This window comes from Novosphingobium sp. PP1Y, assembly GCF_000253255.1.
Lineage (GTDB): Bacteria > Pseudomonadota > Alphaproteobacteria > Sphingomonadales > Sphingomonadaceae > Novosphingobium.
Window position 1 is genome coordinate 3,877,162 of record NC_015580.1, and the last position, 16,819, is coordinate 3,893,980.

General features: G+C 64.9%; 19 protein-coding genes. 9 read left to right on the top strand and 10 right to left on the bottom strand.

Annotated features, from left to right (window positions below; genetic code table 11):
- Positions 1-6: 6 nt before the first annotated feature.
- Positions 7-1,290 (bottom strand): phosphoribosylamine--glycine ligase, encoded by a 1,284-nt coding sequence (gene purD, locus PP1Y_RS24295; RefSeq protein WP_013834528.1) that lies wholly within the window; start codon positions 1,288-1,290, stop codon positions 7-9.
- On the opposite strand from purD, the gene xseA reads away from it, so the two are divergent.
- Genes xseA through PP1Y_RS24315 form a run of 4 tightly spaced genes read left to right on the top strand, consistent with a single transcriptional unit; the run spans position 1,289 to position 4,988 of the window.
- Entirely contained in the window at positions 1,289-2,812 is a 1,524-nt protein-coding gene (gene xseA / locus PP1Y_RS24300) for an exodeoxyribonuclease VII large subunit (protein ID WP_013834529.1), read from the top strand. The genes purD and xseA overlap by 2 nt on opposite strands.
- Positions 2,813-2,838: 26 nt before the next feature.
- Positions 2,839-3,042: a DUF2093 domain-containing protein gene (locus tag PP1Y_RS24305; RefSeq protein WP_038576060.1), complete on the top strand. Its 204-nt coding sequence runs from the start codon at positions 2,839-2,841 to the stop codon at positions 3,040-3,042.
- On the top strand, positions 3,039-3,953 hold the full coding sequence (locus PP1Y_RS24310) for a M23 family metallopeptidase (protein WP_041559161.1): 915 nt from the start codon (positions 3,039-3,041) through the stop codon (positions 3,951-3,953). The genes PP1Y_RS24305 and PP1Y_RS24310 overlap by 4 nt, the downstream gene beginning before the upstream one ends.
- A 48-nt stretch (positions 3,954-4,001) precedes the next feature.
- Positions 4,002-4,988, top strand: coding sequence for an esterase-like activity of phytase family protein (locus tag PP1Y_RS24315; RefSeq protein ID WP_041559162.1), 987 nt, complete (start codon positions 4,002-4,004; stop codon positions 4,986-4,988).
- Positions 4,989-5,104: 116 nt separating this feature from the next.
- Here the strand turns inward: PP1Y_RS24315 and rpmB are convergent, their stop codons facing one another.
- Positions 5,105-5,389, bottom strand: coding sequence for a 50S ribosomal protein L28 (gene rpmB, locus PP1Y_RS24320; RefSeq protein ID WP_007012569.1), 285 nt, complete (start codon positions 5,387-5,389; stop codon positions 5,105-5,107).
- A 114-nt stretch (positions 5,390-5,503) separates the two neighbouring features.
- On the opposite strand from rpmB, the gene PP1Y_RS24325 reads away from it, so the two are divergent.
- On the top strand, positions 5,504-5,959 hold the full coding sequence (locus PP1Y_RS24325) for a nucleoside deaminase (protein ID WP_013834534.1): 456 nt from the start codon (positions 5,504-5,506) through the stop codon (positions 5,957-5,959).
- 11 nt (positions 5,960-5,970) lie between these two features.
- Here the strand turns inward: PP1Y_RS24325 and PP1Y_RS24330 are convergent, their stop codons facing one another.
- Positions 5,971-6,633 carry a ribonuclease T gene (locus PP1Y_RS24330; RefSeq protein WP_041559163.1) on the bottom strand — a complete coding sequence of 221 codons (663 nt, stop codon included), beginning with the start codon at positions 6,631-6,633 and terminating at the stop codon, positions 5,971-5,973.
- Between the two features lie 44 nt (positions 6,634-6,677).
- Positions 6,678-7,538 (bottom strand): carboxylating nicotinate-nucleotide diphosphorylase, encoded by an 861-nt coding sequence (gene nadC, locus PP1Y_RS24335; protein ID WP_013834535.1) that lies wholly within the window; start codon positions 7,536-7,538, stop codon positions 6,678-6,680.
- 346 nt (positions 7,539-7,884) lie between these two features.
- On the opposite strand from nadC, the gene PP1Y_RS24340 reads away from it, so the two are divergent.
- Positions 7,885-8,094, top strand: a complete 210-nt coding sequence (locus PP1Y_RS24340; protein ID WP_007012573.1) for a hypothetical protein — start codon at positions 7,885-7,887, stop codon at positions 8,092-8,094.
- Between the two features lie 91 nt (positions 8,095-8,185).
- Here the strand turns inward: PP1Y_RS24340 and PP1Y_RS24345 are convergent, their stop codons facing one another.
- The 5 genes from PP1Y_RS24345 to PP1Y_RS24365 form a co-directional block, all read right to left on the bottom strand.
- Positions 8,186-8,983, bottom strand: coding sequence for a LytTR family DNA-binding domain-containing protein (locus PP1Y_RS24345; protein WP_013834537.1), 798 nt, complete (start codon positions 8,981-8,983; stop codon positions 8,186-8,188).
- Between the two features lie 46 nt (positions 8,984-9,029).
- Positions 9,030-10,193 (bottom strand): sensor histidine kinase, encoded by a 1,164-nt coding sequence (locus tag PP1Y_RS24350; protein ID WP_007012575.1) that lies wholly within the window; start codon positions 10,191-10,193, stop codon positions 9,030-9,032.
- 64 nt (positions 10,194-10,257) lie between these two features.
- Positions 10,258-10,944 (bottom strand): DsbA family protein, encoded by a 687-nt coding sequence (locus tag PP1Y_RS24355; protein ID WP_007012576.1) that lies wholly within the window; start codon positions 10,942-10,944, stop codon positions 10,258-10,260.
- Positions 10,945-11,010: 66 nt separating this feature from the next.
- Positions 11,011-12,351, bottom strand: coding sequence for a M48 family metalloprotease (locus tag PP1Y_RS24360; RefSeq protein ID WP_013834538.1), 1,341 nt, complete (start codon positions 12,349-12,351; stop codon positions 11,011-11,013).
- Positions 12,352-12,532: 181 nt separating this feature from the next.
- Positions 12,533-13,891 (bottom strand): hypothetical protein, encoded by a 1,359-nt coding sequence (locus tag PP1Y_RS24365; protein WP_013834539.1) that lies wholly within the window; start codon positions 13,889-13,891, stop codon positions 12,533-12,535.
- Between the two features lie 251 nt (positions 13,892-14,142).
- Here PP1Y_RS24365 and PP1Y_RS24370 point away from each other — a divergent pair, with 251 nt between their 5' ends.
- The 3 genes from PP1Y_RS24370 to PP1Y_RS24380 are packed head-to-tail and all read left to right on the top strand — an operon-like array spanning position 14,143 to position 15,797.
- A complete protein-coding gene (locus tag PP1Y_RS24370) occupies positions 14,143-14,502 on the top strand; it encodes a PadR family transcriptional regulator (protein ID WP_013834540.1) in 360 nt (119 codons plus the stop codon).
- A complete protein-coding gene (locus PP1Y_RS24375; protein WP_013834541.1) occupies positions 14,492-15,058 on the top strand; it encodes a DUF1700 domain-containing protein in 567 nt (188 codons plus the stop codon). Before PP1Y_RS24370 ends, PP1Y_RS24375 begins: the two co-directional genes overlap by 11 nt.
- A gap of 25 nt (positions 15,059-15,083) precedes the next feature.
- Positions 15,084-15,797: a GIN domain-containing protein gene (locus PP1Y_RS24380; protein WP_013834542.1), complete on the top strand. Its 714-nt coding sequence runs from the start codon at positions 15,084-15,086 to the stop codon at positions 15,795-15,797.
- Between the two features lie 154 nt (positions 15,798-15,951).
- Here the strand turns inward: PP1Y_RS24380 and PP1Y_RS24385 are convergent, their stop codons facing one another.
- Positions 15,952-16,812, bottom strand: a complete 861-nt coding sequence (locus tag PP1Y_RS24385) for a metallophosphoesterase (RefSeq protein WP_013834543.1) — start codon at positions 16,810-16,812, stop codon at positions 15,952-15,954.
- Between the last annotated feature and the right edge of the window lie 7 nt (positions 16,813-16,819).

The following is a 16,819-nucleotide window of genomic DNA, read 5'->3' on the forward strand; positions in this document are numbered from 1 at the left end:
TTCCGGTCAGTCCTGGCTCTGTTCACGCGCCACTTCGCGCCAACCGATGTCGCGGCGACAGAAGCCGGTCGGGAAGTCGATCGCGTCGACGGCGGCATAAGCCTTCGCCTGCGCATCGCCGACCGAGACTCCACGGGCGGTGACGTTGAGCACGCGTCCGCCATTGGCGACGAGCTGTCCGTCCACGAGTGCCGTACCCGCATGGAATACCTTGGCACCATCGGCTTCCGCGGCGGCAAGCCCTGCGATGCTGCCGCCCTTCTCCGGCGTGCCGGGATAACCCTTGGCCGCCATGACGACAGTCAACGCGGCATCCTTCGCAAAGCGCGGCGGCTGGATCGAGCCCAGGCGGTTCTCGGCGCAGGCCTGGAGGATATCGACGAGATCGCTTTCCAGACGCAGCATCATCACCTGGCACTCGGGATCGCCGAAGCGGCAATTGTACTCGATCAGCTTCGGCCCATCCTCTGTCAGCATCAGGCCGAGGAACAGCACGCCCGAATAGGGCATGCCCTCGTCGGCGAGAGTGCGGACGGTCGGCGCGATGATACGCGTCATTGCCTCTGCCTCCAGCGCCGGAGTCAGCACCGGCGCCGGGCTGTAGGCGCCCATGCCGCCGGTGTTCGGGCCGGTATCGCCGTCACCGACGCGCTTGTGGTCCTGCGCCGAGGCGAAGGGGACGATGGTGCTGCCATCGGTCAAGGCGAAGAAGCTGGCTTCCTCGCCTTCCAGGAATTCCTCGATCACGGCTTCCGCGCCCGCTTCGCCGAAGCGGCCGGCGAAGATGTCGCGCACCGCTTCCTGCGCCTCCTCCATCGTCATGGCGACGGTAACGCCCTTGCCTGCGGCAAGGCCATCGGCCTTGATCACGACAGGCGCGCCGAACTTCTCAAGCGCAGCCAGACCGTCCGCTTCGCTGGAGACGCGCACGTAGCCACCGGTCGGGATTCCGGCGCGCTCGCACAGGTCCTTGGTGAAACCCTTGGACCCTTCGAGCTGGGCCGCCGCCTTGCTCGGGCCGAACACGGGAATGCCCTCGGCCCGCAGGGAATCGGCAAGTCCATCGACCAGCGGCGCTTCCGGACCGATCACGACGAGACCGATTTCCTTCTCGTTGCAAAAGGCGATAACCGCCCCATGATCGGTGGCATCGAGCGACACGCAGGTTCCCGCCTCGGCAATCCCCGGATTTCCGGGAGCTGCATAAAGCGTGGAGCAGCGCGGGGATTGCGCCAGCTTCCAGGCCAGCGCATGTTCGCGTCCACCCGAGCCCAGAAGAAGGATATTCATGCCGCGGCCTTTCGATGAGTCTTACGATGACGACGAATATGGAGATGGTCGTAGGGGTGGGCTGGTAGCGAAGCAATCGGCCGGGGACAACGCCGCGCCGCTGTCCATCAGCGAGATTTCTGCACTGCTCAAGCGCACGGTCGAGGACCGTTTCGGCTTCGTGCGCCTGCGCGGTGAGCTTTCCGGCGTGAAGCGCGCGGCCTCCGGCCACCTCTATTGCGCACTCAAGGACGACAAGGCGGTGATCGACGGCGTGATGTGGCGCGGCAATGCGCAGCGCCTCGCCTTTCGTCCCGAAGACGGCGTCGAAGTCATCGCAACCGGCAAGCTGACGACATATCCCGGCCGCTCCAAGTACCAGATCGTCATCGATTCGATGGAGATCGCAGGCGAAGGCGCGCTGCTCGCCCTGCTCGAAAAGCTGCGCGCCAGACTGGCCGAGGAGGGCCTCTTCGCGCCCGAGCGCAAGCGGCAGCTGCCGTTCCTGCCGAAGGTCATTGGCGTCGTGACGTCACCCACCGGCGCGGTGATCCGCGACATCCTTCATCGCCTGGCAGACCGCTTCCCGAGCCACGTGCTCGTCTGGCCGGTGCTGGTGCAGGGGGAGGGCGCGGCTGCGCAGGTCGCCAATGCCGTGCGCGGCTTCTCGCAAATGCCCGCCGATGGCCCGGTGCCGCGGCCCGATCTCGTCATCGTTGCACGCGGCGGCGGCTCCATCGAGGACCTTTGGGCCTTCAACGAGGAACCAGTCGTGCGCGCCGTGGCGGAGTGCTCGATCCCGGTGATCTCCGCAGTCGGACACGAGACCGACACAACCCTGTGCGACTATGCCGCCGATCGCCGTGCGCCGACGCCCACCGCCGCCGCCGAAATCGCGGTGCCGGTGCGCGCAGAGCTGATGGCGACGCTCGACGAGCTGGCCCTGCGCAAGCGCCGCTGCGCCCTCCGGCCGGTCACGCTGGGACGCGAAAGGCTGGAAGCGCGCGTCCAGCGCCTGCCGAAGCCGGATGCGATTCTCGCCGCGAAGACGCAGAAGCTGGACGAATTGACCGATCGCCTGCGCCGCGGCCTGCAGGACCGCGCTTCGAACGCCGAAAAGCGCCTGGGCTCGGTCGGCAGGCCGCTCGCGCTGCTGCGCCACCGCGCCCAGGCGAGCAGCGAGAGGCTAACGCGCACCGGCCTGACGCCGCGCCTGCTCACCCGCCGCTGGTCGATGGCGCGCGACAGCCTTGCCCCGGTTTCGCGCGTCCTGCCCCAGCTCGATCCGCGCCTGCCGCTGCAGCGCGGCTATGCCCTGGTGAAGACGACCGAGGGCAGGGCCGTGACCAGCCGCGAACTGGCAGCCCGGGAAGCGGCGCTGGTTCTCGAATTCCGTGACGGGGACCTGCCGGTCACCACCGGTTCAGGCGATTCGGTGCCTCCTGCGCCCAAGCCCGCGCCCGCTGTGGCCGCCCCGCGCAAGCCGGCGACCGGACCGGAAAGAACGAAACCGGAGCGGCCGCGACAAGGCGATTTGTTTTGACCACGAGGCTCTGCTAGAAATCACCCATGCTCATGTCATCTGCCGAACGTCCCGCAACCCTCAGCTACGGACCCAACGGGTTCCGCATGATCAGCTCCGGCCACTTCGTCACCTGCGCCGTAACCGGTGAGAAGATCTCGCTCGAAGCCCTGCGCTACTGGAGCGTAGAGCGGCAGGAACCCTATGCCACCGCGGAAATTGCCACCCGGCGTCTCCTCGGGAAGGCATGAAGGGCCTCCATACGCGTTTCGCCTGGCTGAAGCTTGGCGGCCTTGCCGCTGCTGGCGGCCTGATCCTTGCCGGTAACGCCATGGTCGAACCTGCCGGTTCCGCCCATGCTTCGACCACTGCCCCGGTCTCTCCGGCTGCAGCGCCGCGCCCGGCCGAAATTGCCTTCTCCGGCGAGATGACCCAGGGCGGATGGATTCGCGGCGTCGCCCCGGCGGGAACCACCGACCTCAGGCTTGACGGCGAAGCGGTTCGAATCGCGCCGGACGGCGCCTGGTTCGCCGCGTTCGACCGCGATGCCGCGCCGGAGGAGATCCTCACCGCACGGATGAAGGACGGCACGACCTATCGCCAGACGCTCACCGTCTCCCCGCGCGACTGGCACATCGAGCGAATCAACATTCCGCGCCGCGCAGGCGGGCCTTCCGAGGCCTTCATGAAGATCCGGCAGCCCGAGCTTGACCGCATCAATGCAGCGCGGGCGATCGAGACCGGCGCGCAAGGGTGGCGCCAGCGCTTCATCTGGCCGGTGAAGGGCCGCATTTCGGGCCGCTTCGGCTCGCAGCGCATCTATCGCGGCGAACCGGGCAGCTACCATTCGGGTATCGACATAACTTCCGGCACAAGCGGCACCCCCTTCGTCGCTCCGGCGGACGGCGTCGTCATCCTAGCGGCGGAAAAACCCTTCACGCTGGAAGGAAACCTGCTGATGCTGGACCACGGCATGGGCCTCAACAGCGCCTTCCTGCACTGCTCGCAAATCCTTGTGAAGGAAGGCGATCACGTGAAGCAGGGGCAGGTGATCGGCAAGATCGGCATGTCCGGCCGCGCTACCGGCCCGCACCTGCACTGGAGCATCAAGTGGCAGTCCGACAGGCTCGATCCCCTGCTTTTCACCGGGCCGATGAACTGATCGACGAAGTGGCCTTGCCGTGGGCGCGCGATTGACTATCCAGCCCTTGTGCACCGCAGCATCGCCCTTCTGCTTCTGATCCTGCTTGCAGCCGTCACCTGGCTGCGCTCACCCAGAGCGCCGCGCCTGTCAGAAATGACGTTCGACTACGTCGCCCTCACGCCGCGCCCCGGAACAGACCAGCACTATCACCTCGGCGCATTCCGACTGGAAGGCGCGTGGCACATGGCCAGCAGGTCGCGCGGGTTCGGCGGCTATTCGACGCTGCTTGCGATGCCGGACGGACAGCTCCTCGCCGTCAGCGATTCGGGCGGATACTTGCGCTTCACCTTGCCGGGCCAAAAACCCGGCGCACTGGCGAGCGGCAGCCTGGATATCAGCCGCTGGAACGACAAGGCCGATCGCGATGTCGAATCGGCGACGCGCGATCCGCGTACCGGGACGATCTGGCTGGGCATGGAGGGCTCCAATTCCATCGTTCGGCTCGGCCCCGAACTGAACGTGGAAGCCAAGGTCCGGCCCGGCGCGATTCGCCACTGGGGCGTGAACTCGGGCCCGGAAGCCATGACCCGCCTTGCCGACGGGCGATTCGTCCTGCTGCGCGAGGCTTTCAAGGGCCGGCTGGAGGATCGCAGACACGACGCGGTCGTGTTCGAGGGCGATCCCGCGACGCGGCCGAAATCGTGGCATTTCACCTTCGATGGGCCGAAGGGCTTCAGTCCCACCGACATGACGCAATTGCCCGACGGCCGCCTGCTGATCCTGATGCGACGGCTGGTCTGGCCGATGCCGCAGCGATTCGCCGGGCGCATCGCCATCGCCGACCCGGCCGAGATTCGTCCCGGCGCGATCTGGCACGCAAGGGAAGTGGCCCGAATCGCCTCGAGCTTGCCGGTCGACAATTTCGAAGGCCTTGCCGCCGTGCCGCAGGGCAAGGATCGCCTGACCGTCTGGCTGATCTCGGACGACAATTTTTCGGATTTCCAGCGCACGCTGCTCTGGAAACTCTCCGTCGATCCACGCGACCTGCCCTGAGAACCGCACAGGAAAAGTACCGGGAAGCAGGCAGGCACGCGAAAAGGCGCGTGAGGAACCCTCGCACGCCTTTTTAGAACCAGTGCCTTGTCAGGCTCCCCGAAGGAAGCCGGAAATCAGGCGGCCTGCTTCTTCTTCAGCTCACGCTTCACCTTGACGGCGCGCGGGCTGAGCTTCGTGTCGGAAGTCTTCAGCAGCCAGTTGTCGAGGCCGCCGTTGTGCTCAACCGAGCGAAGGCCGTGCGTCGAAACGCGGAACTTGAAGCTACGCTCCAGACCTTCCGACATCAGCGTGACGTTCTGAAGGTTGGGCAGGAACACGCGCTTGGTCTTGTTGTTGGCGTGGCTGACGTTGCAGCCGACCTGACGACCCTTGCCGGTCAGTTCGCAGATGCGGGACATGTCTACTCTCGCTCGAAAAAAATCTTGGCCGTTTGTACGGGAAGGCGCGCCCTTACCGAGTCACCAGGTGAACGTCAAGTTGCGCCGCGGTTTTTCGCAGGCTAGCGCGTCCTCATGACTCGCTGGCCGCTCCCCGAATACATGCAACTGGCGCTGACGCAAGCCCGGGAAGCCGCGGATTCGGGCGAAGTGCCTATCGGCGCGGTGATCGTCAGGGACGGAAAGGTCATCGCCACCGGCCGCAACGGCCCGCGCGAACGCCACGACCCGACCAGCCACGCAGAAATCGAAGCGATTCGCGCCGCCGCCCGGATTCTCGGCAATGAGCGACTCGAAGGGTGCGAGCTATGGGTGACGCTGGAGCCCTGCGCGATGTGCGCCGGGGCAATCTCCCACGCCCGCATCGCCCGGCTCTATTACGCCGCGCCCGATCCCAAAGGCGGCGCGGTCGAACATGGCGCGCGCGTCTTCGAACACGACCAGTGCCTGCACCGTCCGGAAGTCTATTCGGGCATGGGGGAAGCCGAAGCTGCGGAAATGCTCAGGGCTTTCTTCAGGGACCGCAGGTAGCCCTTGTCGCCCTACAGGCCCCGCCAGATCTTCAGCGGGGCGGAATCGGCGGCCCCCCACTGCCTGCGGTCGCAGGCCCGGGGCATGAAATCCTTGCCGTAGCAAAGCTCGATCGCGCGCAGCCAGCCGCCGCGGCTGACGTCCACGCCGACCTGATCCGCCGTCCAGTCCGGATTACCGGCGAGAAAGGCACGGCGCAGATCGCCCACCGTCAGGTCTTCCTCGCGCGAGAGACGATCGGCATCGGGCCAGCGGATCGAGCGCCAGAGAATCGCGCTGACCTTGAAGTAGGTCTCCGGCCGCTTCGTCATGCAACTGCCGTGCTTGGCCCATTCATGGGCGAGGAGGCGGGCAGAGGGCGTCATGCACATATGGCGGCGGAGCAGGTCGGGCGAGGGCAGTGGCCGGATTGCACACCACTGCGGCGCAGGGCCCTTGCGCGCTTCGGGCCAGAGGCCGTGCAGGACGAAGCCGAAACGTCCGTTGCGGCGCGAACACTGCATCGAATCCATCTCGCCGCTCATCTTGCAGTAATCGGGAGACCAGCTTGCCGCTAGGGTATAGCCCGCGACGGCGACCTTGCGGACCGGCCCGTCGGGCGCCTGCGGCCCCACCGGGGCAATGCTGCGCGGTACGGCGCACTGATAGGCCTGGGTGAGCGCAGGCGCCGGCATAAGCGCCGCAAGGACCAGACCGGCCCGAGCCGCGAGCAGGGGCCTCACAGCGGCGTGAAGTCGAGGCCGATGTCGGCAGCCGGTGCGCTCTGGGTGAGACGGCCCACCGAGACATAAGTGACGCCCGAGGCGGCAATCGCGCCGATGGTCCTGAGATTGACGCCGCCCGAAGCCTCGGTCGGCACGCGTCCGGCGACCAAGGCGACCGCCTCGCGCAGCATGTCAGGCCCCATGTTGTCGAGCAGGAGGTGATGCGCGCCCGCTTCGATGGCAGGCTCGATCTGGTCGAGCCGATCGACTTCGCAGATGATCTGGGCCACGCCCGCCGCCTTGGCACGCCCCACGGCCGGACCGACGCCGCCGGCGACGAGGACGTGGTTGTCCTTGATCATCGCTGCATCCCACAGGCCCATGCGGTGGTTCTGCGCGCCACCGGTGCGGGTTGCGTACTTTTCGAGGTGACGCAGGCCCGGGATCGTCTTGCGCGTATCGAGAAGGATGCCGTGTCCGCCCATGGCATCGACATACTCGCGCGTCATCGTTGCGATCCCGGACAGGTGCTGCACGGTGTTGAGCGCACTGCGCTCCGCCGTGAGCATGGCGCGGGCATTGCCCGAGAGGCGCATGAGGTCCGACCCGGGCCCGACGCGGGCGCCCTCCTCGACGAGGATCTCTATTTCCATCGCAGGGTCGAGCTTGCGGAAGAAAGCCGCGGCGACCGGCAGGCCCGCGACAGTGATGGCGTCGCGCGAATCCATGGTGCCGGCAAAACGCGCATCGGCGTCGATCACGCTTTCCGATGTCACGTCATGCCCGCCCCCGGGCAGGCCCACGCCGAGGTCTTCGGCAAGCGTTGCATCAACGAAGGCGGCAAGGTCGAAACCGGTCAGCGTGAAATCGTTCATGGCGCCGTCCATGCCAAGGCCGCGGGCCCGTGTCGAGAACCACCATCGATGCGCGATTTGCAATCGCGGCCGCATGGGACCATAGCGCAAGGATCACGAGCATCCGAATTCGTAGGCGCTCGTGGCTGAGAGACCATCCGCGCTCCCGCTTACGTTGCCGGAGCATCGAGATGAAAATCGATCATTTGAGTTCGCACCGGAGCATCCCGGCCGCAGCCTCGTCCGCCCTGATTCAGGCCCTGCCTGTGCTGGGGACGGCGCTTTCCTGCCAGCAGACCGCGCATGGTTTCTGCGGGGCGATAGCGAAACCAAGACACCTCACTCCCCTCAGACCCGGAGAAATGCCATGAACGACAGCGTCGAAAAACCCTACCTCATCCAGAAAGGCGAGGATGGCAAATACCGGCTGACCGTGCGCGACACGCACTACAATTCGCGCGGCTATCCGATCGTCAAGTCGACCCTGCAGGACGAAGTCTTCGACACGCAGTCCGCAGCCAAGACTTTCGCGCGCGAGAACTTCAAGGCCCAGGCCGGACAGTACGCGACGAAGTAAGCTGGCGTCCGACTTCAGGTCCGCAAACGACGAAGGCCAGGAGCGAGAGCCCCTGGCCTTTCCTGTTCGTGCGCCGTCGGCGGCGCCTTTATCAGTGAACGAAACGCGCAATCACGTCGCGGTACGAACGGCTGACTTTGACCTGCGCGCCTGAATCGAGCACGAGGAAACATTCGCCGTTGGTATGCGGCTTGACCTGGCGGACCTGGTTCAGGTTGACGATGGTCGAGCGGTGGACGCGCTGGAACACGCGCGGGTCGAGCCGGCGCTCGAGGTCCTTCATCGTTTCGCGCAGGATCAGCGAGTTGTCTGCCGTGCGGATGCACATGTAGTCGCCAGCCGCCTCGATATGCTCGATGCTGTCAACGTCGATGCGGAAGATCTGGCCGCGATCCTTGATGTTGATCAGCTTTTCATAGCGATCGGCATTGGGATCGGTTTCCTCGGGCATGGCCTCGACCGCGTCGGGGGCAACTTCGGCCAGCACGTTCTTGAGCTTCTCCGCCTCGTCGGCTGAGCGCTTCTCGGCGATGCGCTGGCGCACGCGCGCAAGGGTATCGTCCAGCTTCGATTCCTCGACCGGCTTCATCAGGTAGTTCACCGCATTCGCCTCGAAGGCGCGCACGGCATGTTCCTGGTAGGCGGTGACGAAGACGAAGAGCGGCGGCTCGATCTCCATGACGCCCTTGACCACCGAGAACCCGTCGAAGCCGGGCATCTGGATGTCGAGGAACACGAGGTCGGGCTTTTCGGTCTTGATCTTGCGGATCGCTTCGCGTCCGTTCGAGCAGGTATCGATGATCTCGACGTCCGGATACTTTTCAAGGCGCAGCTGAAGGCCCTGAATCGCGAGTTTCTCATCATCGACGAGGATGGTGCGGATGGTCATCTTGTTCGTTCTCCGGGCCCCATAACGCATGAGACCCAAAATTGTTTCATTGTGCAGCCATTGCGGCAAGCCGAGGGGCTTCCGGGACGTCCTCTGCTGCTTCGCGGCGCTCGACAGGAATTTCGATCAGGACGGCAAAGCCGCCTTCGATCGGCTCGACAGTCTCGAATCGGTGATGTTCGCCATAGGCCTGGGACAGGCGATCACGGATATTGGACAGACCAACGCCCGTGGAGACGGGCTCACCTCCATCGTATGACATGCCCGACAACCTGTTGTCGGTGGTGGGGCTTTGCAAGCCGGGGCCGGTGTCCGAAACGGTAATGCGAAGCATGGAGCCGACGAGTTGCGCCGAAATGGTGATTTCCGCGCCGCTTTCCTGCGGGGTCACGGCATACTTGATGGCGTTCTCGACCAGCGGCTGCAGCAGCAATGAAGGCAGCAGGCAGGATTCGGTCGCCGGATCGATGTGGAAGGTGGTCCGCAGGCGCTCTTCGAAGCGCATGCGCTCGATATCGAGGTAGAGCTTGAGCGTCTCCACTTCCTGCGCAACCGTCACCCGCGCAGAGGGCTTGTTGACGAGCGTATAGCGCAGGAACGACGAGAGCCGCGAGAGCATGGCATTGGCCGGCTCGGTCTGCTTGAGCAGCACCAGGGTCGAGATCGAATTGAGCGTATTGAACAGGAAATGCGGGTTGAGCTGGTAGCGCAGCATCGCCAGCTGCGCCTGGGTCGCCTGATTCTCCAGCCGGATCAGCTGGTCGTTCTGCTCCTCGATCTGCAGATAGAAGTTGATGGCGTAATAGAGCGCTGACCAGGCCCCGAGCAGGGTGGCATCGAGGTAGAACACGCCAAGGAACAGCTGGGTAAAGGTCGCATCGCTGTCCGAACGGTACAGCGAGATGACCCAGGCATCGATGAAGGCGTTGAGGCCCACCGCGAAAGGCAGGATCAGCGCGGTCATGCCCCAGGTCACCAGCGCCCGGCGGGTGATCAATGTGCGATAGATGACCGAGAGCACCAGCGAGATCGAGAAGCCGGTGATCGTGGCGATCAGGACCAGGACAAGGAACGAGAGGCGCTGGTCGTTGGCGATCGCCGACATCGTGCGCAGCAGCATGGCCCCGCCCCAGCCGAGCGCCTGGAGGCGCCAGAAGGCCTTGTCCTTGTCGGCAAAGAACGGAATGGGCTGGATAGGCAGGACGCTCATGACCGCTTCCTAGCCCAGATCCGCGCAAAGCTGAACAATCCCCTGCGACAGGATGTTCCCTTTATCAACTCCCCCGAGCGTCGGCGACCGCGCTGGAGAGCTGATCGATGCCCACCGCGCCCGAAATCAGGCGATCGCCCGCGATCCAGCTTGGCGTTCCCCCGAAGCCGAGATTGCCGGCGGTTTCGTAATTGCGCTGGATTTCCGCCGCCACATCCTTGCTCTCGGCCACCTTGCGGGCGCGCTCCATGTCAAGGCCGACGGCCTTGGCGGTCGCCTCGATGGTCTGCGGGTCGAGCTGCCCGGCCGCGAACATCGCATCGTGGAACTCGGCAAACTTGCCCTGCTCCGCTGCGGCAAGGGCCATCCTCGCCGCTTCCGGGCTGTGCGGGCTGATGATCGGCAGTTCGCGGATGACGATGCGCAGGTCGGGGTTCTTTTTCACCAGCTCGATCACGTCAGGCAGGCTCGCGCGGCAGTATCCGCAGGCATAGTCGCTGAATTCGACAAGCGTGACCTTGCCCTCGGGGTTGCCCAGCACCGCGCCGGGGAAGGGCGTTTCCACTGCCTGACGCACGCCGGCGAGCTGCTTGCTGCTCTGCCGGTTCTGGAGATTCTCCATCGCCTGCGGCAGGATTTCGGGATGATCGAGGATATAGTCGTGCACCACGCTTTCGATCGCCATGCGCCCGCCGAACCAGCCGCCGACACCGAGAACCGCGATCAGCACAGCGAAAAATGCGTACTTCATGCCTGTAGCCATTCGTAGATCCTGCCTCGTTGCGGCAAAGCGCGCCGCCGCTTTCTGCGCGCTGTCCTAGCGACGCTTCTTCTCGCGTTCCAGTTCGGCGCGTGCCTGCATCTCGATATCCTGCGCGCGGATCCAGTCCGGCGTGCCCGTCGGCAGGCCTGCCTCGGCCGCCTGCGCGCTCATCAGGGCGGCATTCATGTTGCCGGAGAGCACCTGCTGCTCCGCGCTGGCCAGCCTTGCGCGCGGCATGTCGCCCTTGGCCGCATAGATCACGCCGAGCTGGTACCAGGTGAACGGATTCTCGCGGTCGCGGGCCACCGCATTGCGCAGCACCCGTTCGGCCTCCTTGAAGTTCGACGGGTCCTCGGTCGCGATCAGGGCATGGCCGAAGAGGGTCGCGATCAACGGCTGGTTTCCGGTCAGTTCGGTCGCCTTGCGCAGCGGCGCCAGCGCTTCTTGCGGACGGCCCGATTCCAGCAGGATCTGACCTTCCAGCTCCAGGAAGTAAGGGTCCTCGGGATCGGCCTCGATCAGCGCATCGGTCTCGGCCGTGGCAAGATCGAACTGCGCGTCCTTGTGATAGGCGTAGGCGCGGGCATAGTGGGCGGGAATCGAATTATCGGTCAGCGGGTACTGCCGCAGGACGTCCTTGGGTTCGGCAAGGTAGCCGAACAGCTTCGCCTTCATCCGCATGAAGCGCTGCTGCAGCTTGGGATCGTCTGGCTTGTTCCAGGCCGGGTCCTTCTCATAGGTATCCTGCAGCGTCTGGATGCGGTCGCCGGTGAGCGGGTGGGTGCTGTAGAACTCGTCGCCGTCCTTGGGGCGATAGCCATAGCGGAACTCGAGGTTCTGCAGCTTCTTGAAGAATTCGACCGAGCCACGGCCGCTGATCCCAGCTGCGGAAAGGTACTGCGCCCCGGCGGCATCGGCCGAAGCCTCCTGCGAACGGTTATAGGCAAGGTACTTGCCCATGGCGGCCTGCTGGCCGGCCATGATCACGCCCATCGCCGCTTCACCGCCACCGGCTGCCGCCGCAGCCGCACCGAGCAGGAGCGAAAGCAGCGAAATATTGGTCGCGCTGCTGGCACCCAGATTGAGCACCGCATGCCCGCCGGTGACGTGACCCAGTTCGTGGGCGATCACGCCTTGCACTTCGCCTGCGGTATCCGCCTCGTTGATCAGGCCGCTGTTGACATAGACGGCCTGGCCGCCTGCAACGAAGGCATTCACGGAAGGGTCGTTGACGAGGACGATGTCGACATTGGCCGGATCGAGACCCGATGCCTTGACCAGCGGCGCCGACATGTCCTTGAGCAGGGCCTCGGTCTCCGCATCGCGCAGGATCGATTGCGCCGCAGCCGGCGCGGCCGCCCAGCCGAGCAGGGCGAGGAAGGCCAGGAACCTCATCAGGGGGGCGGCAATTCGCTGAAACGGCATCGTCTCTCTTGGAACCCTTGCGGCCTTAACCCCCGCTGAAGCGCCGGGGATGGCCAGTTGTCGCGCGCTGGCCCGCCAGCCTAGCGGGCGCCGATGCCGTTTCCAAGGGCGCCGCCTGAGGAATGCCGGTCGAACGCCCCCCGGTCGGTTCCTATCCGAGGATCTGCCGGGCCGCGCGGTCCAACAGCGCCTCGTCGTCGCAGACCTCGCCCAGCAGCACCACTTCGCCCGAATCCAGGCGCCGCGCGACGAGGACGGTGAACTCGCTTTTGCGAGCGACGTCCTCGATCGGCTTGGGGTCGAGACCACGCAGTCCCTCGATCAGGGTCTCGTGACGCGAAAGCGGCCCGCTGCCCTTTCCGCTTTCCTCACGGCGCAGGCGGCGCTCTTCCTTGACGAGAGCCTTGAGGCCGCCCGGTGCATCGGACAGGAACACCCCAAGCGCCCCGCATTCGAGGCCGAGACGGCGTCCGTGGGCGATGACGGTCGCAAATTCGGTGAGGCGGGTCTTGTCGTAGTCGGTACCGAAGACGAGCTTGACCAGCGGGATCAACGGCGCGCGGTCCTGCACCTTGAGACCGGCATCTTCCACCAGTTCGGCGAAATCGTCGGGCGCGCTCTCGGCAGCAAGGGCGAAGTCGTAGGCGAGGCCGATCGCCTCGTAGAGCGCATGGCGCGAGCGTTCCTCGCTGCTGCGCGCGAGCATCGCCTGTTCGCGGGCCGAGGCGAGCCAGTCGCCCAGTTCCATCTCGCGGTGGACAGCCGGCATCAGCGCATCTTCGAAATAGTCGTCGTCGTCGATTTCGTACCCTTCGAGCGACAGGTCCATCCCGGCCGGTCCCTCGACAGGTTCGACCATGCCGAGATCGAGCGGGCCGTCGGCCCAGCCGGTCAGCGGCATCGTGCTGCGCAGCATGGCGGGGCGCGTCTCGACCGCTTCGTCGATCTGCTTCATCAGCGCGTCGGTGCTGGTCTGGTCGGCCAGCTCCTTCCAGTTGATGACACCGTAGATGTGATCGATCTGGTCGTCGTTGCGCGAGAAGGGCAGGAGAATCCCGCGATAGAGTATCGTTGCGCCGCGCTGGTTGACGAACTCCGCCTCGAATCCGATCGGCGCCTGGTTGGCGATGATCTGCATGTAGTGATCGGTGATACGCGACAGCAGCGAGCGTGTGGGGACCTGGCTCAGTGCGCGAATCGCACCGGTCGTACCGCATTCGTCGGCCAGTTCCGCTCCCAGATAGACGATCGCCGGATCGTCAGCGCCATGGGTGAAGTCCAGCAGCACGCTATAGGGCCCGAAATCGCCGAGGCTTTCCGGATCGAGGTCGGCAATGTCAGGAAACTGGCGGTTATCCAGCAGACTCGCCCAGAAATTGTAGGCGCGCACCTGCATGCGCCGCTCATCCTTGCCGATGATGGCGGGCGGCTCCCGGCCGCTGTCCTGTTCGTGGAAGGAGCCCTCCTCGGGCTGGTCCTCTCCAGAAAACTGACCGCGCAAACTGTCCATGCGGAAATCCCCAGCAAGTCGAATTGACCTCCCTTCTGGCGCAACATGGTAAATTAACGCTTAAGTTGCGCCGCCCGCGATGCCGGGGCCTTCCAAGCTGCAGCGAACACGCGATTTTTCCCACGCAGAACATTACCCGATACCTTCTTATAGAGAGGTACCAATCAATGCACATGTACTACCTTTAACATGGTACCTTGCATCACACAGTAGCATGCAATATACACTGGGCATCCGCAGGAGATGATTCGATGTCCGAAATCGAAATCCAGTTGAAGAAAGGGGTGCTGGGGCTATGCGTCCTGGCGCTGCTGTCGCGCGGTGACAGCTACGCCTACGAGATCGCGAGCCGCATGGCCGACGCGGTCGATATGGGCGAAGGCACGATCTATCCGCTCATGCGCCGCATGCAGTCGGAAGGTCTCGTGACCACCTACCTCGAGGAATCGCCCTCGGGTCCGCCGCGCAAGTACTACCGCATCACCGATACCGGTCGCGAACGCCTGGCCGAACAGGTTGGCGACTGGCGCACCTTCACCACCGCCGTGAACGGCCTCATCCTCGGCAGTGAAGCGCCGATGAAGGAAGGGGAGACCAGCCATGAAGCGTAACGAGTTCATCAAGCGCCTGAAGGCCGGCCTCAAGGGCATGCCTCAGGACGACATCGCCGAGATCGTCGCCGACTACGAAGAGCATTTCGACGCCGGCGCCGCAGACGGGCGCAGCGAGGAAGAAGTCGCCGCCGCCCTCGGCAATCCCGTCCGCCTCGCCCGCGAACTGCGCTTCGAGGCCGGTTTCCGCAACTGGGAAAGCGCCCGCTCGCCGTCTTCGGCCTGGTCCGCAATCCTGGCCTTCATGGGCCTTGCCACGATCGACATCCTGATACTGCTGCCGATCGTCCTGCCGATCATCGGCGTCGTCTTCGGCCTGTTCGTGGCGGTCCTGGCGATCTTCGTTTCCGGCGGCTTCGTGCTGATCGTCGGGCCTTTCAACGGCTTTCCCGGTGGCTGGCTGGTCGCGATCCTCGCAGGGCTGGGCATGATGAGCGCCTCGGTCGCAGCCGGCGCGCTGCTGACGCTGATCAGCATCTGGATCGTCAACGCGCTGATGTGGTTCGGCCGCCTGCACTACCGGGTGATCGAGCCCGCCATCCACGCAGAAGACTGAAAAGACGTAGGAAGGAGAGACTGAGATGCTCAGGAAACTGCTCATCGTATTCGCCAGCGGCGTGATCCTTTCGATCGTCGCATTCGGCTCGGCATGGGTTATCGGCGGCGAAAAGCTGCATCGGGACTTTGCCGAAGGCCATGGCTGGAGCTGGACCATCGGCGAGGACGACAAGGACCAGGGGCCCGACAGGACCCGCAAGTTCACCGTCGAGCCCGGTGCGAAATTGGCCATGGAGATCCCGGTCCAGCTCAGCTTCACCCGCGGTGATACGTCCGAGATGATCGTCACCGGCCCGCAGAAGATCGTCGACCGCCTGACCTGGGTGAACGGTCGCCTCGGCATCGAGGGCAAGTATCGCTCCAGCCGCGGCATCAAGGTCCGGATCACCGCGCCCGAGATCAACGGTCTCGACCTCGACGCGCCGGGCGACGTGACTCTCGCCGGTCTCGACCAGGAGAAGTTCACGCTGCGCTCTGAGGGTGCAGTCGATCTCGATGCCAAGGGCCGGGTTCGCAAGCTGTTCATCACCTCGGCAGGCGCAGGCTCGATCGACGTCGGCCAAGTCGACGCCGAAGATGCCGTGGTGCGGATCGACGGCGTTGGCGACGTGACCGTCGGCGCCCGCAATCTCGTCGATATCGTGATCAATGGTGCAGGCAACGTCAGCCTGGTCCGCAAGCCGGCGACCCTGCGCAGCCAGATCAACGGCATTGGCTCGGTCGACCACGACTACTGAGAAAATCGCAGAGGGAGGAGCCTTCCGCCGCACCGAACACCCCCCGCCGTGCGGCGGTCGATCCATGAAGAAGGCCGCATCGTCATGAGACGGTGCGGCCTTTTCTGCATCTCGGATCGCAGGCACCATCCCGGAAGGAACGCCCTGCCGACCTTCAGTGCACCGGCGGATCGACAGGAGGGACGGCGCGGACCGGCGCCACCGGTTCGTCGCTTTCGCGCGGCGGCATTGCGTTCTCCGGCACTTCGCGAATCTGCATGTCGGGCGTGGGGACCTGCTCGAGATTGCGGGCCGTGACCCGGATCTCGTCCCCGTCGATCAGGATCTCGTTGAAGCTCGGCGGCGTCGAACGGATGCGGCGCGAAAGGGTGCCGGCACCGATCATGCGCAGCGGCCCGCGCGCGGTCTGCTCGAGAAGATCGAACGGATCGTGGATGTGCCCGGTCAGGATCGCAGCGACCTTGCGCTCGGCCAGCGCTTCCATCGCCCGCGTTCCGTCAATCGTGAGGAGCTTGCCGCCGGGTCCGCGCTCGGTGAGCGGGTGGTGCGCCGTGACCAGAATGCGGGTCCCAGGAGGATGCGCGTCGATCGCGGCCAGAGTCTCTTCCAGTGCCCTGGGCGTCACCCAGCCGTTCGACCAGGGAAAGCGCCACTGCGCCCGGGTCGCCGTCTTGAGCGGCACGATGGCGAGATCGGGCAGGTCCAGCTGCGCCTCAACCACGCGTTCGATCTTGTGAAACCGCTTGTAGGGCGTGGTGAAACGCTCAAGCAGGTTGAAATAGGGCATGTCGTGATTGCCCACTTCGACCGTCACCGGCACGTCGAGCGCGGAAATCCAGTCGGTCGCGGCAGCGAATTCACGATGCCGCGCGCGCATCGTCAGGTCGCCGGTGATTGCGACCGCATGCGGCTTCTCTCGCGCAATGCACTGCTCCACCCAGGCGAGGGCCTCGCGATCTTCCAACCCGAAATGGATGTCGCTGAGATGGAAGAGCTTGATCGGCCCGGAATACATATTCGAG

Coding starts and splice junctions, on each gene's coding strand:
- xseA (WP_013834529.1), top strand. CDS start 1,289: ATGCCGCGGCCTTTCGATGAGTCTTACGATGACGACGAATATGGAGAT.
- purD (WP_013834528.1), bottom strand. CDS start 1,290: ATGAATATCCTTCTTCTGGGCTCGGGTGGACGCGAACATGCGCTGGCC.
- PP1Y_RS24305 (WP_038576060.1), top strand. CDS start 2,839: ATGCTCATGTCATCTGCCGAACGTCCCGCAACCCTCAGCTACGGACCC.
- PP1Y_RS24310 (WP_041559161.1), top strand. CDS start 3,039: ATGAAGGGCCTCCATACGCGTTTCGCCTGGCTGAAGCTTGGCGGCCTT.
- rpmB (WP_007012569.1), bottom strand. CDS start 5,389: ATGTCCCGCATCTGCGAACTGACCGGCAAGGGTCGTCAGGTCGGCTGC.
- PP1Y_RS24325 (WP_013834534.1), top strand. CDS start 5,504: ATGACTCGCTGGCCGCTCCCCGAATACATGCAACTGGCGCTGACGCAA.
- PP1Y_RS24330 (WP_041559163.1), bottom strand. CDS start 6,633: ATGCCGGCGCCTGCGCTCACCCAGGCCTATCAGTGCGCCGTACCGCGC.
- nadC (WP_013834535.1), bottom strand. CDS start 7,538: ATGAACGATTTCACGCTGACCGGTTTCGACCTTGCCGCCTTCGTTGAT.
- PP1Y_RS24340 (WP_007012573.1), top strand. CDS start 7,885: ATGAACGACAGCGTCGAAAAACCCTACCTCATCCAGAAAGGCGAGGAT.
- PP1Y_RS24345 (WP_013834537.1), bottom strand. CDS start 8,983: ATGACCATCCGCACCATCCTCGTCGATGATGAGAAACTCGCGATTCAG.
- PP1Y_RS24350 (WP_007012575.1), bottom strand. CDS start 10,193: ATGAGCGTCCTGCCTATCCAGCCCATTCCGTTCTTTGCCGACAAGGAC.
- PP1Y_RS24355 (WP_007012576.1), bottom strand. CDS start 10,944: ATGAAGTACGCATTTTTCGCTGTGCTGATCGCGGTTCTCGGTGTCGGC.
- PP1Y_RS24360 (WP_013834538.1), bottom strand. CDS start 12,351: ATGAGGTTCCTGGCCTTCCTCGCCCTGCTCGGCTGGGCGGCCGCGCCG.
- PP1Y_RS24365 (WP_013834539.1), bottom strand. CDS start 13,891: ATGGACAGTTTGCGCGGTCAGTTTTCTGGAGAGGACCAGCCCGAGGAG.
- PP1Y_RS24370 (WP_013834540.1), top strand. CDS start 14,143: ATGTCCGAAATCGAAATCCAGTTGAAGAAAGGGGTGCTGGGGCTATGC.
- PP1Y_RS24375 (WP_013834541.1), top strand. CDS start 14,492: ATGAAGCGTAACGAGTTCATCAAGCGCCTGAAGGCCGGCCTCAAGGGC.
- PP1Y_RS24380 (WP_013834542.1), top strand. CDS start 15,084: ATGCTCAGGAAACTGCTCATCGTATTCGCCAGCGGCGTGATCCTTTCG.
- PP1Y_RS24385 (WP_013834543.1), bottom strand. CDS start 16,812: ATGTATTCCGGGCCGATCAAGCTCTTCCATCTCAGCGACATCCATTTC.